We start from the raw sequence: 18,982 nt of genomic DNA, 5'->3' as shown, positions 1-18,982 counted from the left end.
GTCAGCTCTCCTCTCGGTGCACCCACGCGCCGGCCCGCAGGACGGCGGTGGGGTTCAGGTCGGGGTCGGTGACGAGCACGTCGGCGCGGGCACCGCGGGTCAGGTGGCCGACGTCGGTGCGGCCGAGCAGCCGGGCGGGGGTGCCGGTGGCGGCCAGGACGGCGTCGGCGAGCGGGACGCCGGCGGTGACGGTCGCCCGGACGACGTCCACCAGCCGGGCGGTGCCCCCGGCGATGGCCCCCGAGCCCCCGGCCAGCCGGGCGACGCCGTCGCGCACCGCGACCGGCAGCGACCCCAGGTGGTAGTCGCCGTCGGCCATCCCGGCGGCGGCCATCGCGTCGGTGACCAGCGCGATCGCGCCCGGGCCGACCAGGTCGAACACCGTCGCGACCGTGTCCGGTGCCAGGTGCACCCCGTCGCCGATCAGCTCGACCACCAGCTCGCCGCGCGCCGCGGCGGCCAGGCAGGCGGCGACCGGCCCGGGGGCCCGGGACAGCAGCGGCGGCATGCCGTTGAACAGGTGGGTGGCCGACAGCCGGCCCCCGCGGGCCGCCGACCGGACCGCGGCGGTGATCTCGGCGGCGGTGGCGTCGGTGTGCCCGAAGCTGGGCAGCGCCCCGTGCGCCCGGAGCAGGTCGACCAGCTCGGCGCGGTGCGCCGTCTCCGGGGCCAGGGTCATCGACGCGACCGTCCCCCGGCCGAGGACGAGCAGCTCGGCCAGCAGCGCCGGGTCGCCGGGCACCAGCGCGGCCGGGTCCTGGGCGCCGCAGCGGGCGGCGGAGAGGAACGGCCCCTCCAGGTGCACCCCGGCCAGTTCCCCTGCCTCGACCAGCGGGGCGAGCACGGCGAGCCGCTCGCGCAGCACCGCCGCCGGGGCGGACACCAGGCTGGCCACCAACGTCGTCGTCCCGTGCTGGCGGTGGTGGGCGACCGCGGCGCGCACCCCGGCGGCGTCCGCGTCGGGGAAACCGTGCCCGGCGGCGCCGTGGCAGTGCAGGTCGACCAGCCCGGGGAGCAGCAGTGCCCCCGGCGCGGGGGGCGGCAGCTCGCCGGTCCAGGCGGACGCCGGACCGGCGAACGCGACCCGGTCGCCGACGACGGCGAGCACACCGTCGTCGACGACCGAGCCGCCGGTGACCAGCCGGCCCCGCAGCACGGGGCCCTGTTCGTCGGTCAGGACTGCGACCTCTCGTCGGTGGTGCTGGTCGGGGCCACCGTCTCCGGGGTGGCCGCCGGCGCGACGGCGTCGTCCGTGCTGCCGACCACGGCCTCGGCGTCCTCCTCGCGACCCGGGGTCTTGAGGTTCCACTTCCGGATCACGAACCGGAACAGCACGTAGTAGATGACGGCGTAGGCCGCGCCGATCGGGAGCAACCACAGCGGCCGATCGGCCTGCCCGAAGTTCAGCACGTAGTCGATGGCGCCCGCGGAGAAGGTGAACCCGTCGTGGATGCCCAGGGCGTTGGTCACCGCCAGCGAGGTGCCGGTGAGGACGGCGTGCACCAGGTACAGCGGCCACGCGACGAAGAGGAAGGAGAACTCCAGCGGCTCGGTGATGCCGGTGAGGAACGCGGTCAGCGCGGTCGACAGCATGATGCCGCCGACGATCTTCTTCTGCTCCGGGCGCGCCTCGTGCCAGATCGCGATCGCCGCGGCCGGCAGGGCGAACATCATGATCGGGAAGAAGCCGGTCATGAAGGTGCCGGCGTCCGGGTCACCGGCGAAGAACCGGGAGATGTCGCCGTTGACGATGTCGCCCGCGGAGTTCTGGAAGTCGCCGAGCTGGAACCAGACGATGGTGTTGATGATGTGGTGCAGGCCCAGCGGGATCAGCAGCCGGTTGACCGTGCCGAAGACACCGCCACCGACGACGGTGTTGCCGTCCACCGCCTCGCCGAGGGTGGTCAGCACCGCGTCGAACGCCGAGTAGACGAACGACATGAGCACCGCGAGCACCATCATGGAAACCGCGGTGATGATCGGGACGAACCGCCGGCCACCGAAGAAGGCCAGGTAGGTGGGCAGCTTCACCCGGTAGAAGCGCTGCCACAGCATCGCGGTGAAGATGCCGACCAGGATGCCGCCGAGCACCCCGAAGTTGATCATCTCCTGTTCCTCGCCCTCGGCGGCGGCGCCCAGCACGATCGGGCTCATCGCCTCGAAGACATTGGAGAGCACCAGGTAGCCGACGACGGCGGCCAGCGCGGTCGAGCCGTCGGCCTTCTTCGCCCAGCCGATCGCGATGCCCACGGCGAAGATCAGCGGCAGGTTGGCGAACAGGGCGTTGCCCGCCGCGGCGAGCACCGCGGCGACGTCCTCCAGCGCCGAGAACCGGCCGAGCAGGTCGTCCTGCCCCAGGCGCAGCAGCAGGCCGGCGGCGGGCAGGGCGGCGATCGGCAGCATCAGGCTGCGGCCCAGCCGCTGCAGGCCGCCGAGACCTCGGAGTCCGGTCGGTGGGGCGTTGAGGAAGCTCATGTGCGGTCTCCAGGGGACGTGCGCGGGATGGGGTCGTCGCGACGGCGCGACCTGCTGCAGAGCTGTTCGCCGGTCATTCCCTCGGGCGTCGTCCAACCGGTACCGTCCGGTCATGACCAGTTGACCGGGGAGGATGGCGGGCGCGACACGGCCCTGTCAACACCCTGGACGCGAGCCCGGCGAGCCGCTTTCCTGGAGCGCTCGCAGGCGCCGAATGCGACCCCCGGGTCGCCGAGAGGAGACCCTCATGGGCAAGGCCGAGCAGATCGTCGCCGGACTGGGCGGGGCAGCCAACATCGGTGACGTCGAGGGCTGCATCACCCGGCTGCGCACCGAGGTCAAGGACCCCTCCCTGGTCGACCAGACCGCCCTCAAGCAGGCCGGCGCCCACGGCGTCCTGGTCGCCGGGAAGATCGTCCAGGTCGTCGTCGGCCCGGAGGCGGACTCGCTGGCCGACGACGTCAACGACCTGCTGTGACCCAGGCGGCCCTGCAGGTCGCGGCGCCGCTGCCCGGCACCGTCGTCCCGATGGCCGACGTCCCCGACCCGGTGTTCGCCGCGTCGCTGGTCGGCGCGGGCGTCGCGGTCGAGCCGGCGCCGGACGCCGGGTCGGTGGAGGTGCTCGCCCCGGTGACCGGGCGGCTGCTCAAGGTGCACCCGCACGCGTTCATCGTGCTGACCCCGGCGGGCCAGGGCGTGCTGGTGCACGTCGGGCTGGACACGGTGAAGCTGGCCGGTGCACCGTTCACGCTGCACGCCGCCGAGGGCGACGAGGTGACCGTCGGCGACCGGGTGGTCACCGTGGACGTCGCCGCGGTGCGGGCGGCCGGCCTCTCGCCGGTCAGCCCGGTCGTGGTGATGGACGCCGCCGCCGAGACCGTGCCGCCGGTCACCGCGGGACGGGCCGTGGTGGCCGGCGATCCGCTGTTCACCTGGCCCGCGGAGGGCTGAGCGCTACCGTCCGGCCGTGACCGAGCGGACGAGGACCTTCTCCTGGGGCGACCCGATGCAGACCGCGACGGCCGCCCGCAGCGCCGCCGGGGTGGACGTGCTGCGGGCGGTGGTGACCGGCGAGCTGCCCGGCCCGCCGATCGCCGCGACGATGGGCTTCGACCTCGTCGAGGTGGACGAGGGCCGGGTGGTGTTCGCGTTCGAACCGGCCGAGTACCATTACAACCCGATCGGCTCGGTGCACGGCGGCGTCTACGCCACCCTGCTGGACTCGGCCGCCGGCTGCGCGGTGCACTCGATGCTGCCCGCCGGCGTCGGCTACACCAGCCTGGACCTGACGGTGAAGTTCCTCCGGGCGATCACCCTGGACACCGGCCGGGTGACCTGCGAGGGATCGGTGACCCACCTGGGCGGCCGGACGGCCCTGGCCGAGGCCAGGCTGCGCGACGCAGCCGGCCGCCTGCTGGCGACGGCGGTCAGCAGCATCCTGATCATCCGCCCCCAGCCCGGCGCGGCGGTCGGCTGAGGCGAGCCGGGGCAGAGCGCGATGTCACCGGGCGCTGGGCCGACCTGGTCACAGTCCTGGCCGGGGTGGAGGACCATGAGGCGGTCGAGGCCCACCTGCCGGCCGACGTGTCCGCCGGCCGGCCTGGGCGGGAGGCAGTGACTCCCCCCCCCCCCCCCCCCGCCAGCGGGCCCCGAAGGCGCAAAGGACCGTGGGGCGGGTGTCCAGGTCCGACAGTCGGGTACAGGCCGCTGACGTCCATTGCGGTGGCAGAGGACCGCGTGGAGGAGTTCGCTCTCGGATTGTCTAGTCGAGAGAGCTGACCGGGACGGAGGTGGGCTCGCTGCCATCGGTGGGCCCACTGCTGGCGGAGTAGAAGAACAGCATCAGCACGATCGAGCCAACGAGAGCGCCACCAGTGACGACAGCTGCGGCGAGGTGCACAAGCCGCAGCGTTGTGGCGCGTCGAGCCAACAGCCATGTGACAACGAGCGCCACGACCTGAAAGACGACGCCCGCGACGGGAACGGCAAGAGCGCCCACCGAGAACAGCGCCAGGACGACGCAGATGATTGCCAGCGCGCTGTTGCGGAAGGAGCGCTGCTCACCAGAAGCAGGGGTCCAAGCGCCCGGCTCACCGTCCGCCCATGACGCAGCGACTGCTTCAGCCGGCCCCAGTTGTCGTAGCACCAGCGCGACGTCTTCTTCGGTTGGTGGGTGATCCAGCTGGTCCAAGGAAGTCTCGATGTGTTCGCGCACGGAACCCACGATGTCTTCTCGCTCGGCCGTATCTGCACCGGTCAGGAGCCCGCGAAGGTCCGTGAGGTAGGACTCGACCGCCCGTGTTGCCGCTGCCGTTCGGCTCACAACGTCTCTCCCATCAGGATTGAGTTCACGCTCGCGGTGAACTCCTGCCAGGTGTCGGTGAAGGTCTGCAGCTGGGCCCGGCCCAGGTCTGTGAGTTCGTAGTACCGGCGCGCGGCACCACCGGAGGCCCCCCGGAGCTCGGTGTTGACCAAGCCGCTCTTACGCAGCCGCGACAGCAGCGGGTACAGGGTGCCTTCGCTTTCGATGAGCACTGCGCCACCTCCCAGCCCTCGGGCGATCTCCAGCCCATAGGAGGGCCCGTGTCGGAGGTAGGCCAGCACGCAGTACTCGAGAGCCCCTCGGCGGAGGTTCGCGAGCAGCAGCGCCCGGTCAGGAGGTGACACGTGCTCCACCATACCTTGCGACGCAAGAGTCTTGTGACACATAAGGGTTATGTGCCAAGTTCGTCTCGCTCGGCCGAGCGCTCCGGATTCACCCCACTACGTAAAGTGAAGAGGTCATCCATGATGCGACGCCTGTGTTCGACGGCCGGTCTCGCCACCCTGCTCACGGCTGCGGTCCTGAGCGCTACCCCGGCCGCGCTGGCCGACGACGGATCACCCGTCGAGCAGTTGGTCGAGCAGGCGGTGGAGACCTCTGCGCTGCCCGTGGACGAGGGTGCCCTCGCCCAGGTCTTCAGCACCATGAGCGAGGAGCAGGCCCTGCAGCTGATCGACACCCAGCTGGTGGCCGAGACGACCGTCACGACCGAGGTCACGCCGGTTGACTCGACGGCCCGCGCCACGTTCAGGGCGAAGGGGACGCCGACGATCAATGCCGCGGCCGCTGCGGGTTGTTGGACCTCGAAGCACAACCGCCAGAACAAGGCAGCAGCCGGCAACGTCCTCTACACGTACTTCACGACCGGGGGCTGGTGCTCCAACGGGAGCAGCGTCACCAGCGTCCGCCTCGTCGAGCGCGGCGGTGAGACGAGCACGCCCGGGTGGCGCTACGCCGGCGTCAAGACCGGTGGCCAGGGCGTCTACGGCGGACAGGGGCGCGTCTACACGCAGTTCCAGTTCTACCTGGGTATCGGGGGCTGGGACGTGCAGAGCCCGACCCCCTGTTCCCGGGTGAGGGGCAACGCCAACGGCAGCGTCACCGGTGACGGGGTCTGCTCGGTCAGCTGAGCTGGCTTCGTTCCGCTGACCCCGTGCGACGCCGGCCACCAGGCCGACGCTGCACGGGGTCAGACGGTGAACAACCCTTCTCAGGGCTCGGTCAGCGGGAGCGGCTTGAGGCGTTCCCCGTAGCCAAGCTCGGGGTGGCCGCCCTTGAACGGGCCCAGGTGCGCTTGGCGTCGTTGTCGTACTGCGCGGTCAGGATGCGCGTGATCCGCCCGGAGGCGTCGTAGCTGGTCTTGGTGTGCGACCCCCCACTCGGCGTGCCCGTCCTGGCGGCGACTGCGCAGTTGCGGTCGCCCGGAGGGGCGTGTCGCCCCGTGCCGGCGACCGGAACTGCGCACTCGGCGAACGAGGGGCGGTCAGGCGGGGACGCTGACGCCCAGGCCGCCCTTCGTCTGCGCGCCGTAGCGGGCGATCTCGGCGTCCAGGTTTAGCGGGCGGGTGGTGGCGCCCAGCGCTTGGACGTCGGGGGTGATCAGGTCGGCCGGCAGCAGCCAGGAGACCTCGAACTCGATGCCGTCGGGGTCCTGGGCGTACAGCGCCTTCGTGGTGGCGTGGTCGGAGGCGCCGGCCAGGGCGCCGACCTCGGCCAGCGCGCCGCGGATCCGGGCGAGCTCGGCGAGCGTGTCGACCTCCCAGGCCAGGTGGTAGAGCCCCACGGTGCTGCGGCCGGCACCCGACGGGCCGGCCTGCTGGCCGACCGCGAACAGGCCCAGGTCGTGGTCGTTGGTCGACCCCTCGGCCTGCAGGAACACCGCCCGGCCGGGCATCTCGACCTTCACCCGGAAGCCGAGGACGTCGCGGTAGAAGGCGGCGCTGCGGTCGACGTCGCGGACGAAGAGGACGGCGTGGTTGAGGCGCTGGACGGGCACGGCGGGGCTCCTGGAGCTCGGTGGGCCTCCAGTCTGCGCGCCGATGCATGAATGTTCAAGCATCTGCTCCACCCGGCCGGGGTAACGACCCCGCATGCGCCCCGCACACCGAGCCACGGACGGCGGGCCGACCCCGACGGAACGCGCCGTCGTCGTCCGGCTCGACCCGGACCTGCGGTGGCTGCTGCCCCCGCGGTACCGCACCGGCGGCGAGCGCGCCCTGCCGTTCGACCCGGACGCCACGGTCGGGCACCTGGTGCAGGCGGCGGGGGTGCCGCTGACCGAGGCGGGCCGGGTGCTGGTCGACGGGGTCGCCGTCGACCTGACCGCCCGCACGGCCCCCGGCGCCGTCCTGGAGGTGGTGCCGGCCGGCCGACCGCAGCCGGTGCCCGCCGGCGGGTTCCTGCTGGACGTCGGGCTGGGGTCACTGGCCCGCCGGCTGCGGCTGCTCGGCCTGGACGCCGCCTGGCGCAACGACGCCGACGACCCCGAGCTCGTCGCACAGGCGGTGGCCGAGGACCGGGTGCTGCTCACCCAGGACCGCGGACTGCTGATGCGCCGGGCACTGCCCCGGGGTGCCCTGGTCCGCGGCAGCGGCACCGACGCCCAGCTGGCCGACGTGCTGGACCGGTTCGTTACGGCACCCGCCCCGCTGACCCGGTGCACCGCCTGCAACGGCGAGCTGGCACCTGTGCCGAAGGCGGAGATCGCCGACCAGCTGGAGCCGGGCACCCGCCGCACCGTCGAGGAGTTCTCCCGGTGCACCCGATGTGGGCGGGTCTACTGGCGCGGCGCCCACGCCGCCCGGATCGACGAGCTCGTCGCCGGGGCCGCGGTCACCCCGGCAGGGCCGACGCGTCGCGGAGCACGTGGTCGATGAGGCCGTACTCCTGCGCCTCGGTCGCGGTGAACCAGCGGTCCCGGTCGGAGTCCAGCTCGACCTGCTCGACGGTCTGCCCGGAGTGGTGCGCCTGCAGCTCGTTGAGCTGACGCTTGAGCCGGCGGAGCATCTCGGCCTGGATGCCGATGTCGGCCGCGGTGCCGCCCACGCCGGCCGAGGGCTGGTGCATCATCACCCGCGCATGCGGGAGGGCGTACCGCTTGCCGGGCGCACCGGCGGTGAGCAGGAACTGGCCCATCGACGCCGCCATGCCCATCCCGTAGGTCGCCACGTCGCAGTCGACGAACTGCATGGTGTCGTAGACGGCCATCCCGCCGCCCACCGCGCCGCCCGGTGAGTTGATGTAGAGGTGGATGTCCCGGGTCGGGTCCTCGGCGGACAGCAGCAGCATCTGCGCGGCGAGCTGGTTGGCGATCGCGTCGTCCACCTCCCGGCCGAGGAAGACGATCCGCTCGCTCAGCAGCCGGTCGTAGACCGCGTCGCCGAGGGTCGTGGGCGTGGCCGCGCGGAGGTTCGGGCTGGTCATCGGTGCTCTCCTGTCGCCGTCGGGCTGGACAGCGCCCACTCAAGTGCGCAGCGGCCGGGAATGGCGACACGGAATGGCTGATTGCGCAGTCCGCGCAATTGTTGTGCCGTCGGCGAATGGTGGTTGACAGCTCCCCCGGCCGTCGGCGGTGCCCCGTGGTCTGATCCTCGGGTGACCGATCTCCCCGTCGTCCGGCAGGCCACCCGCGCCGACGTCCCCCGGCTGGCCGCCACGCTGGCCGCCGCCTACCCCGACTACCGCTGGACCTCCTGGGCGCTGCCCGAGGACGGCCGCACGCAGCGGCTGTCCCGGTGGGCGGAGCTGTGGGGCGGGCTGGTGCCGGTGCTGGCCGGGACGGCGTGGGTGACCGACGACGTGAACGCGGCCGCCGCCTGGGTCGCCCCGGACGCCGGGGAGCACGCCGCCGACCTGCAGGCGGTCATCGACCGTGACCTGCCCCGGGTGTTCGGCGCCCGCCAGCCGGTGGTGCTGGCCAGCGAGCGGCTGGGCGCGCTGGGCCGGCCGGAGGAGCCGCACTGGTGGCTGCACGCCGTCGGCACCCGCCCGTCCGCCCGGCACCAGGGGCTGGGTGCGGCGGTGCTGCAGCCGGTGATCGAGCGGTGCGACGCCGACGGGGTGCCGGCCGCGGCGACGGTCTACACCTCCACCGTCGTCCGCTGGCTGCAGCGGTCCGGCTTCGCCGTCACGCACTCCACCCGGACGGCGGTCGACCACGAGCTGCCCATCTGGACCCTGGTCCGCCAGCCGAAGCGCAGCTGACCCGGGCCAGGCAAGGCTGACCTGACCCCCGGGGGCCACAGGTCGGCCCCGTTGGCCCCCGCGGGTCGGGCAGGACAGGAGCGACCGCCCCGCCCCAGCCCCCCGCGAGGTCCCCGTGTACCTGTCGAAGACCGAGGCCGCCGTCCTCACCAGCACGCTGCCGCGCACCCTCCCCCGCCCGACGCCCCCGAAGGCGAAGCGGCGGCTGTGGCCGCTGCTCGGGCCGGCGTTCGTCGCCGCGGTCGCCTACGTGGACCCCGGCAACTTCGCGACCAACTTCTCCGGCGGCGCCTCGTTCGGCTACACCCTGCTGTGGGTGATCGTCGCGGCGAACCTGATGGCGATGCTCATCCAGACGCTCACCGCCAAGCTGGGGCTGGCGACCGGGCGGGACCTGGCCACCTGCTGCCGCGAGCGGTTCCCCCGGCCGGTCACCTGGGGGCTGTGGGCGCAGGCCGAGGCGGTCGCCATCGCCACCGACCTGGCCGAGATCGTCGGCGGGGCGGTCGCGCTGAACCTGCTGTTCGGGGTGCCGCTGTGGATCGGCGGGATCATCACCGCGGTCGTCGCGTTCATCCTGCTGGCCGCCCAGTCGCGGGGGTTCCGGCCGTTCGAGCGGGTGATCACCGGGCTGCTGCTGGTCATCGGCGGTGGGTTCGTCTACACGCTGATCGGCGCCGGCGTCGATCCAGGCGGCGTCGCCTCGGGCATGGTGCCGAGCTTCGCCGGCACCGACAGCCTGCTGCTGGCCACCGGCATCCTGGGCGCCACGGTCATGCCGCACGTCATCTACGTGCACTCGGCGCTGACCCCGGGCCGCTACGGCGACACGATCACCGCCGGCAAGACCCACACCGGACGCCGCGGCCTGCTGCGCGCCCAGCGGATCGACGTCTTCATCGCGATGGGCCTCGCTGGGCTGGTCAACGCCGCGATGCTGGTCATCGCCGCGCAGCTGTTCACCGCCGGCGACGGCATCGAGTCGCTGGAGAGCGTGCACGCCGGCCTGGGCGACCAGCTCGGCAGCGGGGCCGCGCTGGCCTTCGCCGTCGCGCTGCTCGCCGCCGGCTTCGCCAGCTCCTCGGTCGGCACCCACGCCGGCCAGGTGGTGATGGCCGGGTTCCTGCGCAAGCACATCCCGGTGCTGACCCGCCGGCTGATCACGCTCGCGCCCGCGCTGCTGGTGCTGGGCCTGGGCGGCGACCCGACGACGGCGCTGGTCTGGTCGCAGGTGGTGCTGTGCTTCGGCATCCCGTTCGCGCTGGTGCCGCTGCTGTGGCTGACCTCCCGCAAGGACCTGATGGGCGGCTGGGTGAACCGGCGGGTTACCACGCTCACCGGGTCGGTCGTCGCCGCACTGATCATCGCGCTGAACGGCTACCTGCTGGTGAGCACCTTCCTCGGCTGACCTCTGCCCGGCAGGATGCCGGGGTGGACTCGCGGGAGCCTGTCGACTGGGCGCCGGGCATGTGGGTGCTGGCCGACACCAGCCCGGCGGCGTGGGTCGAGGCCGCGCTGACCCCGGCGCCCGCGTCCTGGACGGTCGCCGGGCTCGTGCCGCCGGTCTTCGAGGCCTACGCCCGGGTGCTGCCGCCCAGCTACGGGGACCAGGAGGGCGAACCCCGCCACCGATGGTCGGAGATCGCCGCGGTCACCGGGGTGCCGCTGACCGCCGGGGTCCGGTTCGACGACCTGGTGGCCGGCTCCGACCGCTGGGGCCGGCCCTCCGACGGCGGGCTCGACGCCCGGGAGACCGCGGCCCTCGCCCGCGTGCTGAGCGAGTTCACCGGGACGCCGTCCGAGGCGTACTTCTGCCTCTGGGAGGGCTTTGGCCTCGCGGAGACCAACGCCTGGTTCGACCGGCCGATGCGCGTGGAGATCCCGCACCGGGCCTTCCACCTGCTCACCGGTCCGGTCGCCGCCGCACCGGTGCTGCCGGCCGAGGTGCCGTGGCGGTGCGCGAGTCTGTGGTGGCCGGCGGACCGGGCCTGGCTGGTCGCCACCGAGATCGACGGCTACCTCACCTACGTCGGTGGCGACCGCGCGGCGATCGACGCCGTCCTGGCCGACCCGGACCTCGACGCCGTGGCCGTGGACCCATCGACGCCGCTGGACCCCAGCTACGGCTGAGCACCGGCCCACCGATGAGGAACGGCGCGAGACGCCGTCCCAGCTACGACACCGCCGGCACCCGACAGAGGAGCACTGCACATGGGCGCGATCAAGGTCCACGAGTTCACCACCGTCGACGGCGTGGTCGACGCGCCGATGTGGACGATGGAGTACGGCTTCCCCACTGACCTGGCCGCCTCCATCGGCGCGCTGACCGGCTCGTCGACCGGCATCCTGCTCGGCCGGACGACCTTCGAGATGTTCGCCCCGGCCTGGTCGACCCGGACGGTGGAGGACGACGAGGGCGCCCCGTTCTTCAACGACACCCGCAAGTACGTGGTCAGCTCGACGATGACCGACGCCGAGTCGGTCTGGCGGAACTCCACCGTGCTCGGCGGCTACTCCCCCGACCGCATCCGGGCGCTCGAGGAGGAGGTGGACGGCGACCTGTACGTCAGCGGCAGCGCCACGCTGGTGCGGGCGATGCTCGCCGACGGACTCGTCGACGAGCTGCACCTCTACGTCTACCCGCTGGCCGTGGGCACCGGCATCCGGCTCTTCCCGGAGGGCACGTCCCAGCCACTGGCCCTGCTCGGCGTCGAGAGCCTGTCCAACGGGGTCGCCCACCTCACCTACGGCCCAGCCCCCGCCTGACCCCCACCTCACGGGGCCAGAGTCGCGACTTCGGCCCCTTCGACTCAGGGTGCCGTGGCCTCGCCGATCTCCGCGAACACCGGGACGTCGCTCAGGCCCGCCACCGCCTGCTCGGCGCCGCCGGCCGGATCGGCGACCGCGGGCGGCACCAGGACCTCGACGCCGTCGCCCTCCGGCCGGGCGTTCGCGGTGGCGATCACGCCCGGGTGCTCCCGGAGCAGTCGCTCCGCCTCCGCCCGCAGGTCACCGGGGCGGAAGGCGGTCTGCTGGACCGTGACCTCGCAGCCGGGGTCGACCAGCACGGCCTGCACTGGAGCCGGGAGCTGACCGTGCCAGCGCACGGTGAGGCGCTTCCGGTCGAGGCTGATCCCGGGGGTGCCGAAGTCCGGCGAGTCCCCGGCCGCCGCACTCAGCCGCTCGAGCAGGTCGTAGATCGCGGTCGGGCCACCCGGGTAGGCCACGAACTCACCGTGCCCCAGCCGCGGCGCCGGCCCGGCGGACGACTTCTTGCGCGATGCCATGCCCGCCATCATCCAACTCGCCCCTCCGGGGGACGCCGTCACCAGGTGAACCGGCCGACGCTGCCCCGTAGGTCGCTGGCCATCCGGGACAGCTCGTCCACCGCCTGCCGGGTCTGCCCCAGCGCCTGCGTCGTCGACGACGCCGCCGCCGAGACGCCGGTGATGTTCGTGGCGATCTCGGTCGACCCCCCTGCGGCCTCCTGCACCGACCGGGACATCTCATTCGTCGTCGCCGTCTGCTCCTCCACCGCACTGGCGATGGTCAGCTGGAAGTCGTTGATGCTGCCGATCACCGTCGAGATCCCCCCGATGGCCTCGATCGCCTTCGCCGTGTCGCCCTGGATCGCCTCCACCCGCCGCGCGATGTCCTCGGTCGCCCGCGCCGTCTCCTGCGCCAGCTCCTTCACCTCGTTCGCCACCACTGCGAAGCCCTTCCCTGCCTCACCAGCGCGTGCGGCCTCGATCGTGGCGTTCAACGCCAGCAGGTTCGTCTGCTCCGCGATGCTGGTGATGGTCTTGACCACCGCACCGATCTCCTGGCTCGACGTCCCGAGCGCGGTGATCGTGGCCGTCGTCGCCTGCGCTTCGGTCACCGCCGCCGCCGCCACCCGCGCCGCCTCGTTCGCGTTCTGGGAGATCTCCCGGATCGAGGCACCCATCTCCTCCGCACCCGCCGCCACCTTCCGTGACACCTCCGCCGCCGCCGCCGACACCATCCCGGACTGCGCCGACGTCTCCTCCGCAGAGGTCGAGATCTGCACCGACGACGCCGACAGCTCCTCCGACGCCGCCGCCACCGCATCAGCGGAGACCGCCACGCTCGAGATCAGGCCACGCATGCTCTCGAGTGCCTCGTCCAGTGCCGCCGCCGTCCGGCCCAGCTCATCCCGCTGCGCCAACCCGGTGCCGACGGTCACGTCGCCTGCTGCCAGCCGCTCTGCGCTGCGTCGGAGGGCACCGAGCCCGCGCATGACCGAGCCCGAGACCAGGAGTCCGACGACCACGGCGAGCAGGACGCCGAGAGCGCAGACGACGATCGTCGTGCGGGTCGCCGCGGAGACCACCTCCTCGTAGCCGGCCCCGGTGGTCAGCTCGGCCTCCGCCTCCTCGCGACCGGCGTCCAGCACCTCCTCGTAGGCCTTGCGCAGCTCCCGAGTGGGGCCCATGGCGAGGGCGATCGCAGCATCCCGGTCCGTGGCCAGCAGGGCGAACTCCGAGTCGATGCTGGCGGCCCATGCACCCAGCCCCGACTCCAGCTCGGCGACGAAGGACCGTTCGCCGGCGCTGTCGGCGGTCTCCCCGGCAGTCGCGACGAGGCCGTCGATCTTCTCCAGCCGCTCCGCCACCTCCGCCCGGAAGGACTCCTCACCGGTGAGCAGGTAGCCACGCTCGTCGTTCGCGGTGGCCTTGGCCGTGACCGCGATGTCGTCGAGGGCGTTGATGTAGGGCAGTGAGGTGCTCAGCTCAGCGGCTCGGGCGTCCCTCAGGTCACCGAGCTGCTCGACCCCGAGCGCGCCGACGGTGACCGCGGTCAGTGCGGCCACCCCCACCGTGGCGAGGATCTTCTGCCGTACCGGACGGTCTGCGTACCAGCTGCGGATGGTGCTGCGGTGGCTCACGGTGATGACCCGATCTCCTGTGTGTGGTCCACCCGTCGGCGCGCCGGCGCTCCCGCGTCCTCGCGGGCCGACCGGCCTTCCTGATCCAGGCGCCGCACGTCTCGGCGGAGACGTGCAGACGCAGATGTTGACGACGGACCGGCGGGCGCCGGGAAACGTGGCAGGCGTGTCGCCGGGCCTCGCCGCAAGTCGTCACGAGACCGGCAGCGGAGGTCGTCTTGTCGACGGCACCCGATGTCTCGGCGGGCTCCCCGCACCGCCCACGACACGGTCGGCCAGGCTGGGCCCGTGGAGATCTCCGGAGCACGGATCTGGGTCACCGGCGCCTCGACCGGCATCGGCGCCGCGCTGGCCAGGGAGCTGGCCGACCGCGGGGCCCGGGTGGCGATCAGCGCCCGGAACGCCGAGCAGCTCGCCGAGGTCGCCGGCAGCCGGATGGTCGTCGTCCCGCTGGACGTCACCGACCGGGCGGCCACGGTGGCGGCCGGCGAGCGGGTCCGGGAGGCGCTGGGCGGGCTGGACGTCGCGGTGCTGAACGCCGGCACCTGGTCGTCGTTCCACGTGGAACCGTGGGACTCGCAGCTCTTCGCCGACCACCTGCAGGTCAACGTGATGGGCGCGGTGCACACCATGGAGGCCGTCGTCCCGCAGATGCTGGCGGAGGGCCGCGGCCGGATCGTGGGCGTCGCCTCGGTCGCCGGGTATCGGGGGCTGCCCGGCTCGGAGGCCTACAACGCGGGCAAGGCGGCGCTGATCAGCCTGCTGGAGAGCCTGCGCGGGTCACTCGGCCCGCGGGGCGTCGTCGTCCAGACCGTGAACCCGGGGTTCGTGACCACCCGGATGACCGACCGCAACCGGTTCCCGATGCCGTTCAAGGTCGAGGCCGATGCGGCGGCCCGCACCATCGCCGACGGCATCGCCAGGGACAAGGCCGAGGTCGTCTTCCCGGTGCCGATGATGGTGGCGATGAAGCTGGCCCGGCTGCTGCCGGTCCGGGTGTGGACCCGGCTCACCGCCGAGCTCGCCCGCCGCGGCGTGCACGGGGGCCCGAGCCGCCGGGCGGGTTGAGCCGCCTCGGACAGGGTTGAGCCGCGCGGGCACGCGGCTCAACCCTGAGCGGAGCGGCTCAACCCGGTCCGGACCGCCGCACCGACTGGCGGGCACGGCGGCCCGGGGTCCTTCGTCAGTCGCGGGGGCCGCCGGCGACGTAGATGACCTGGCCGGAGACGAAGCCGGCACCCTCGCTGCACAGGAACGACGCGGTGTGCGCGATGTCCTCGGGCTGGCCGACCCGGGCGACCGGGATCTGCTTGGCGGCCATCTCCTTGAACTGCTCGAACGGCACACCCACCCGCTCGGCGGTCTGCGCGGTCATCTCGGTCTCGATGAAGCCGGGGGCGATCGCGTTGGCGGTCACGTTGTACCGGCCCAGCTCGATGGCCAGGGTCTTGGTGAAGCCCTGCATGCCGGCCTTGGCCGCGGAGTAGTTGACCTGGCCGCGGTTGCCCAGCGCCGAGACGCTGGACAGGTTCACGATCCGGCCGAACTCGGCCTCCACCATGTGCTTCTGCGCGGCCTTGCTCATCAGGAAGGCGCCGCGCAGGTGCACGCCCATGACGGCGTCCCAGTCCTCGACGCTCATCTTGAACAGCAGGTTGTCCCGGGTGATGCCGGCGTTGTTCACCAGCACCGTCGGGGCACCGAGCTCGGCGGCGATCCGCTCGACCGCGGCGTTCACCGACGCCTCGTCGGCGACGTTGGCACCGACGGCGAGCGCCTCGCCCCCGGCCTTCTGGATCTCCTCGACCGTGCCCGCGCAGGCTCCCTCGTCCAGGTCCAGGACGGCGACGGCCATCCCGTCCTGGGCGAACCGCCGTGCGATGGCCGCGCCGATCCCGCGCGCCGCTCCTGTGATGATCGCCGTCCGCTGCTGTGCCACTGCGTCTCCTCGTCGAGTCGTCAGCGGGCCGCCGGCCCGCCGTGCTGCCGTCCTGCCTATCACCAGCCCACCGTGGCCGCGCACCCGACTGCCGACCACGGCCCCCGGCAGGGGCCCACCGCGAGCCTGCGAGTGGTGGGGGGCCGGGGGTCCTTCAACTACGCTGGCCGTTCACACACGACAGGGGAGCGCCTCGGCGCTGAGAGTGCGGGCAACCGCAGACCCTCGAACCTGATCCGGGTCATGCCGGCGCAGGGAGTCTGGAGGAGCACCATGGCCGAACCGGCCGTCCGTCCGTCCGATGCTGCCCAGGGCGCGCCGCGCGGCGGCTGGCGCACCGTCGACATCGTCGTCACCGCCGTGCTGGGCGTCGCCTTCGGCGTCGTCTTCTGGGCCTGGGGCCTGCTGTGGGCCGCCACCGGCCCGGCCTTCGGCGCCTTCCCGCCCGGCCAGGCGTTCATGTACGGCGTCTGGCTGCTGCCAGCCGTGCTCGCGCCGCTGGTGGTCCGCAAGCCCGGCGCGGCGCTGTTCGCCGAGCTGATCGCCGGCATCGTCTCCGCGCTGCTCGGTTCGGCCTGGGGCTCGCTGGTGATCGTCTACGGCCTGCTGCAGGGCCTGGCCGGGGAGCTGGGCTTCGCCGCGTTCGGCTGGCGCCGGTACAGCTGGCCGCAGGCGCTGCTGGCCGCCGCGCTCGCCGGTGCCACCGCCGCGGGCCTGGACCTCTACAACTACTACCCGGACTGGACGCCGGGCTGGATGACCACCTACACCGCGCTCATCGTGGTGAGCACCGTGGTGATCGCCGGGCTCGGCGGGATGGCGCTGACCCGGGCGCTGGCCGCCAGCGGCGCACTCTCGTCCTTCGCCTCCGGCCGGACACGCGTCTGATGGCGGGCCCCGTCCCAGGGACGGGGCCGGTCCAGCACGACGGGGTCGGTCCGGCCGCCGTCCGGCTCACCGGGTTCGGCTTCCGGCACGCCAGCCGGCGCGCCTGGGCGGTCCGGGACGTCGACCTGCGGATCGAGCCCGGGCAGCGGGTGCTGCTGGCCGGCGCCTCCGGGGCGGGCAAGTCGACGCTGCTGCGCGCACTCGGCGGGCTGCTGGAGCCGGAGTCCGGCGACGTCGCCGGTGAGCTGACCGTGGACGGCGCCGTGCCCGACCGGCGGCGCCGTCCGGTGGGCATGGTGTTCCAGGACCCGGACTCCCAGCTGGTGATGACCCGGGCCGGGGACGACGTGGCCTTCGGCCTGGAGAACACCGGGACGCCGCCGGCGCTGATCTGGCCCGCCGTGGACACCGCCCTGGACGCCGTCGGCTTCGACCTCGGCCGCGAGCACGCCACCGCCGCGCTGTCCGGTGGGCAGAAGCAGCGGCTGGTGCTGGCCGGCGCGCTGGCGCCGCGGCCGGGGCTGCTGCTGCTCGACGAGCCGACCGCCCAGCTCGACCCGGACGGCGCGGCGCTGGTGCGGGCGGCCGTCAATCGGGCGGTGGCCGACCGGTCGGCGACGCTGGTGGTGGTCGACCACGACGTCGAGGCGTGGCTGCCGCTGGTCGACCGGGTGGTGGAGCTGCTACCCGGTGGCGGCACGGTGGAGCACCCATCCGGCTGGCGGCCGGCGCCGCTGCGGATGCCCGCGCGCCGGGTGCACTCCCCCGGTGAGGCGCTGCTGACCGCGCAGGCAGCGGGCTTCGCCTACCGGGGCGCTGCCCGACCGGCACTAGCGGCCACCGACGTCGCCCTGCCGGCCGGCCGCACGCTGGCGGTCACCGGGCCGAACGGCACCGGGAAGTCGACCCTGGCGCTGCTGCTGGCCGGGCTGCGGGCGCCCAGCACCGGCCGGGTCGTCGCCTCCCCCGCCCTGACCGCCGGGCTGCGCCGTCCGGGCCTGCCGCCGCACCGCTGGCCGGCGGTGGAGCTGGCGAACCGGATCGGCACGGTCTTCCAGCAGCCCGAGCACCAGTTCCTCACCGGCCGGGTGCGCGACGAGCTGTCGCTGGGGCCGCTGCGGTCGGGAGCGGGGGCCGCGCAGGCCCGGGCCACCGCCGAGGAGCTGCTGGAGCGGCTCGGGCTGGCCGCGCTCGCCGACGCCAACCCCTTCACCCTCTCCGGCGGTCAGCAGCGCCGGCTGTCGGTGGCCACCGCGCTGGCCACCGCGCCCCGGGTGCTGGTGCTCGACGAGCCGACGTTCGGGCAGGACCGGGAGACCTGGGCCGAGCTGGTGGCGCTGCTGGCCGAGCAGCAGGACGGCAACCGCGCGCTGTGCCTGGTCACCCACGACGCCGCCGTGGTCACCGCGCTCGCCGACGACGTGCTCACCCTCGGCGCCCCGGTGCCGGCGTGAGCGTCCCGCTCGCCCTGGGTCCGGCCCGCCCGGTGCCGCTGTCGGCGGTGAACCCGGTGGCCCAGCTGACCGCGATCGTCGTCGTCACCGTCGTCCTGCTGGTCAGCGGCGACCTGGTGACGCCGAGCGTGCTGTTGGTCGCGGAGCTGGCGCTGCTGCCGGCCGCCGGGCTGACCCGGCCCGGTGACGTGCTGCGCCGCACCTGGCCGCTGCTGCTCAGCGCGGCCGGGGTGGCGTGGGTGAACGTCGCCTTCGGCTCGCTGGACGGCGCGGAGGCGTGGGTCAGCGGGGCGACCTGGGCGCTGCGGGTGGTGGCCCTGGCGCTGCCCGGCATCCTGCTGGTCGCCTCGACCGACCCGGTGCGGCTGGCCGACGCGTTGACCCTGCACTGGCGGGTCTCCACCCGGTTCGCCTACGGGGCGCTGGCCGCGCTGCGGCTGGTGCCGCTGCTGGCCGCGGAGTGGGAGACCATCCGGCTGGCCCGCCGGGCCCGCGGGGTGGACGGCGGCCGGAACCCGGTGGCGCACGTGCGGCTGCTGGCCAGCACCGCGTTCGGCCTGCTGGTCGGGGCGATCCGGCGGGGCAGCCGGCTGGCCACCGCGATGGACGCCCGCGGCTTCGACTCCGGGATCACCCGCACCAACGCCCGCGGTTCCCGGCTGCGCCCCCTGGATGCCTGGGTGGTGGCCGCCGCCGTCGCCGTCTGCGCGGTCGCGGTCACCGCGAGCGTGCTCACCGGCGCCTGGTCCCCCGCTCTGTCCTGAGAGCCGCTCCATCATCACCTCGTCCCCGGC

Annotated in this window: 22 protein-coding genes and 1 riboswitch; of the genes, 13 read left to right on the top strand and 9 right to left on the bottom strand. The window is 73.5% G+C overall.

What is annotated here, in order from left to right; translation table 11 throughout:
• Window position 1: 1 nt before the first annotated feature.
• Window positions 2–1,156, bottom strand: a complete 1,155-nt coding sequence (locus Q1A09_RS18945; protein ID WP_299958591.1) for an N-acetylglucosamine-6-phosphate deacetylase — start codon at window positions 1,154–1,156, stop codon at window positions 2–4.
• Between the two features lie 17 nt (window positions 1,157–1,173).
• The gene (locus tag Q1A09_RS18940; protein ID WP_299958588.1) at window positions 1,174–2,475 is read right to left on the bottom strand and encodes a PTS transporter subunit EIIC; all 1,302 of its coding nucleotides are present in this window, start codon (window positions 2,473–2,475) and stop codon (window positions 1,174–1,176) included.
• A gap of 247 nt (window positions 2,476–2,722) precedes the next feature.
• Here Q1A09_RS18940 and Q1A09_RS18935 point away from each other — a divergent pair, with 247 nt between their 5' ends.
• The 3 genes from Q1A09_RS18935 to Q1A09_RS18925 are packed head-to-tail and all read left to right on the top strand — an operon-like array spanning window position 2,723 to window position 3,952.
• On the top strand, window positions 2,723–2,953 hold the full coding sequence (locus tag Q1A09_RS18935; RefSeq protein ID WP_299958585.1) for a PTS glucose/sucrose transporter subunit IIB: 231 nt from the start codon (window positions 2,723–2,725) through the stop codon (window positions 2,951–2,953).
• Window positions 2,950–3,426, top strand: coding sequence for a glucose PTS transporter subunit IIA (locus tag Q1A09_RS18930; protein ID WP_299958582.1), 477 nt, complete (start codon window positions 2,950–2,952; stop codon window positions 3,424–3,426). The genes Q1A09_RS18935 and Q1A09_RS18930 overlap by 4 nt, the downstream gene beginning before the upstream one ends.
• 16 nt (window positions 3,427–3,442) lie before the next feature.
• Entirely contained in the window at window positions 3,443–3,952 is a 510-nt protein-coding gene (locus Q1A09_RS18925) for a PaaI family thioesterase (protein WP_299958580.1), read from the top strand.
• 285 nt (window positions 3,953–4,237) lie between these two features.
• On the opposite strand, the gene Q1A09_RS18920 is transcribed toward Q1A09_RS18925, so the two are convergent.
• Together Q1A09_RS18920 and Q1A09_RS18915 are read right to left on the bottom strand one after the other, a co-directional pair.
• Window positions 4,238–4,690 (bottom strand): hypothetical protein, encoded by a 453-nt coding sequence (locus Q1A09_RS18920; protein ID WP_299958577.1) that lies wholly within the window; start codon window positions 4,688–4,690, stop codon window positions 4,238–4,240.
• Between the two features lie 104 nt (window positions 4,691–4,794).
• Entirely contained in the window at window positions 4,795–5,154 is a 360-nt protein-coding gene (locus tag Q1A09_RS18915) for a PadR family transcriptional regulator (RefSeq protein WP_299958574.1), read from the bottom strand.
• Between the two features lie 108 nt (window positions 5,155–5,262).
• On the opposite strand from Q1A09_RS18915, the gene Q1A09_RS18910 reads away from it, so the two are divergent.
• Window positions 5,263–5,928 (top strand): hypothetical protein, encoded by a 666-nt coding sequence (locus Q1A09_RS18910; RefSeq protein WP_299958572.1) that lies wholly within the window; start codon window positions 5,263–5,265, stop codon window positions 5,926–5,928.
• Window positions 5,929–6,281: 353 nt separating this feature from the next.
• Here Q1A09_RS18910 and Q1A09_RS18905 read toward each other — a convergent pair whose 3' ends face one another.
• Window positions 6,282–6,794, bottom strand: coding sequence for a VOC family protein (locus tag Q1A09_RS18905; RefSeq protein WP_299958569.1), 513 nt, complete (start codon window positions 6,792–6,794; stop codon window positions 6,282–6,284).
• Window positions 6,795–6,888: 94 nt separating this feature from the next.
• Here Q1A09_RS18905 and Q1A09_RS18900 point away from each other — a divergent pair, with 94 nt between their 5' ends.
• The gene (locus Q1A09_RS18900; RefSeq protein ID WP_299958566.1) at window positions 6,889–7,674 is read left to right on the top strand and encodes a Mut7-C RNAse domain-containing protein; all 786 of its coding nucleotides are present in this window, start codon (window positions 6,889–6,891) and stop codon (window positions 7,672–7,674) included.
• Here the strand turns inward: Q1A09_RS18900 and Q1A09_RS18895 are convergent.
• On the bottom strand, window positions 7,631–8,221 hold the full coding sequence (locus tag Q1A09_RS18895; protein WP_299958563.1) for an ATP-dependent Clp protease proteolytic subunit: 591 nt from the start codon (window positions 8,219–8,221) through the stop codon (window positions 7,631–7,633). The genes Q1A09_RS18900 and Q1A09_RS18895 overlap by 44 nt on opposite strands.
• A 171-nt stretch (window positions 8,222–8,392) precedes the next feature.
• On the opposite strand from Q1A09_RS18895, the gene Q1A09_RS18890 reads away from it, so the two are divergent.
• From Q1A09_RS18890 to Q1A09_RS18875, 4 genes are all read left to right on the top strand, one after another.
• The gene (locus Q1A09_RS18890) at window positions 8,393–9,001 is read left to right on the top strand and encodes a GNAT family N-acetyltransferase (protein WP_299958560.1); all 609 of its coding nucleotides are present in this window, start codon (window positions 8,393–8,395) and stop codon (window positions 8,999–9,001) included.
• Between the two features lie 115 nt (window positions 9,002–9,116).
• Window positions 9,117–10,409: an Nramp family divalent metal transporter gene (locus tag Q1A09_RS18885; protein ID WP_299958558.1), complete on the top strand. Its 1,293-nt coding sequence runs from the start codon at window positions 9,117–9,119 to the stop codon at window positions 10,407–10,409.
• Between the two features lie 23 nt (window positions 10,410–10,432).
• A complete protein-coding gene (locus tag Q1A09_RS18880) occupies window positions 10,433–11,131 on the top strand; it encodes a hypothetical protein (RefSeq protein ID WP_299958556.1) in 699 nt (232 codons plus the stop codon).
• Window positions 11,132–11,212: 81 nt separating this feature from the next.
• Window positions 11,213–11,767, top strand: a complete 555-nt coding sequence (locus tag Q1A09_RS18875) for a dihydrofolate reductase family protein (RefSeq protein ID WP_299958553.1) — start codon at window positions 11,213–11,215, stop codon at window positions 11,765–11,767.
• Window positions 11,768–11,811: 44 nt separating this feature from the next.
• On the opposite strand, the gene Q1A09_RS18870 is transcribed toward Q1A09_RS18875, so the two are convergent.
• Both Q1A09_RS18870 and Q1A09_RS18865 read right to left on the bottom strand, forming a co-directional pair.
• Window positions 11,812–12,288, bottom strand: a complete 477-nt coding sequence (locus Q1A09_RS18870; protein WP_299958551.1) for a hypothetical protein — start codon at window positions 12,286–12,288, stop codon at window positions 11,812–11,814.
• Window positions 12,289–12,326: 38 nt separating this feature from the next.
• Window positions 12,327–13,907 (bottom strand): methyl-accepting chemotaxis protein, encoded by a 1,581-nt coding sequence (locus Q1A09_RS18865; protein WP_299958548.1) that lies wholly within the window; start codon window positions 13,905–13,907, stop codon window positions 12,327–12,329.
• Between the two features lie 288 nt (window positions 13,908–14,195).
• On the opposite strand from Q1A09_RS18865, the gene Q1A09_RS18860 reads away from it, so the two are divergent.
• A complete protein-coding gene (locus tag Q1A09_RS18860; RefSeq protein WP_299958545.1) occupies window positions 14,196–14,975 on the top strand; it encodes an SDR family oxidoreductase in 780 nt (259 codons plus the stop codon).
• 115 nt (window positions 14,976–15,090) lie between these two features.
• Here Q1A09_RS18860 and fabG read toward each other — a convergent pair whose 3' ends face one another.
• Window positions 15,091–15,846 (bottom strand): 3-oxoacyl-ACP reductase FabG, encoded by a 756-nt coding sequence (fabG, locus tag Q1A09_RS18855; protein ID WP_299958542.1) that lies wholly within the window; start codon window positions 15,844–15,846, stop codon window positions 15,091–15,093.
• Window positions 15,847–16,018: 172 nt separating this feature from the next.
• Window positions 16,019–16,121, top strand: a riboswitch (TPP riboswitch).
• On the opposite strand from fabG, the gene Q1A09_RS18850 reads away from it, so the two are divergent.
• The 3 genes from Q1A09_RS18850 (at window position 16,120) to Q1A09_RS18840 (ending at window position 18,952) form a co-directional block, all read left to right on the top strand.
• A complete protein-coding gene (locus Q1A09_RS18850) occupies window positions 16,120–16,734 on the top strand; it encodes an ECF transporter S component (protein ID WP_299958539.1) in 615 nt (204 codons plus the stop codon). (Overlaps the previous riboswitch by 2 nt.)
• Window positions 16,734–18,188 (top strand): ABC transporter ATP-binding protein, encoded by a 1,455-nt coding sequence (locus Q1A09_RS18845; protein WP_299958536.1) that lies wholly within the window; start codon window positions 16,734–16,736, stop codon window positions 18,186–18,188. The genes Q1A09_RS18850 and Q1A09_RS18845 overlap by 1 nt, the downstream gene beginning before the upstream one ends.
• On the top strand, window positions 18,185–18,952 hold the full coding sequence (locus tag Q1A09_RS18840) for an energy-coupling factor transporter transmembrane component T (RefSeq protein ID WP_299958533.1): 768 nt from the start codon (window positions 18,185–18,187) through the stop codon (window positions 18,950–18,952). Before Q1A09_RS18845 ends, Q1A09_RS18840 begins: the two co-directional genes overlap by 4 nt.
• Window positions 18,953–18,982 lie beyond the last annotated feature (30 nt).

This window comes from uncultured Modestobacter sp. (assembly GCF_947486615.1).
Lineage (GTDB): Bacteria > Actinomycetota > Actinomycetes > Mycobacteriales > Geodermatophilaceae > Modestobacter.
Note: the sequence above shows the minus strand (reverse complement) of the source record. Positions and strands in the feature narration are given on the sequence as shown.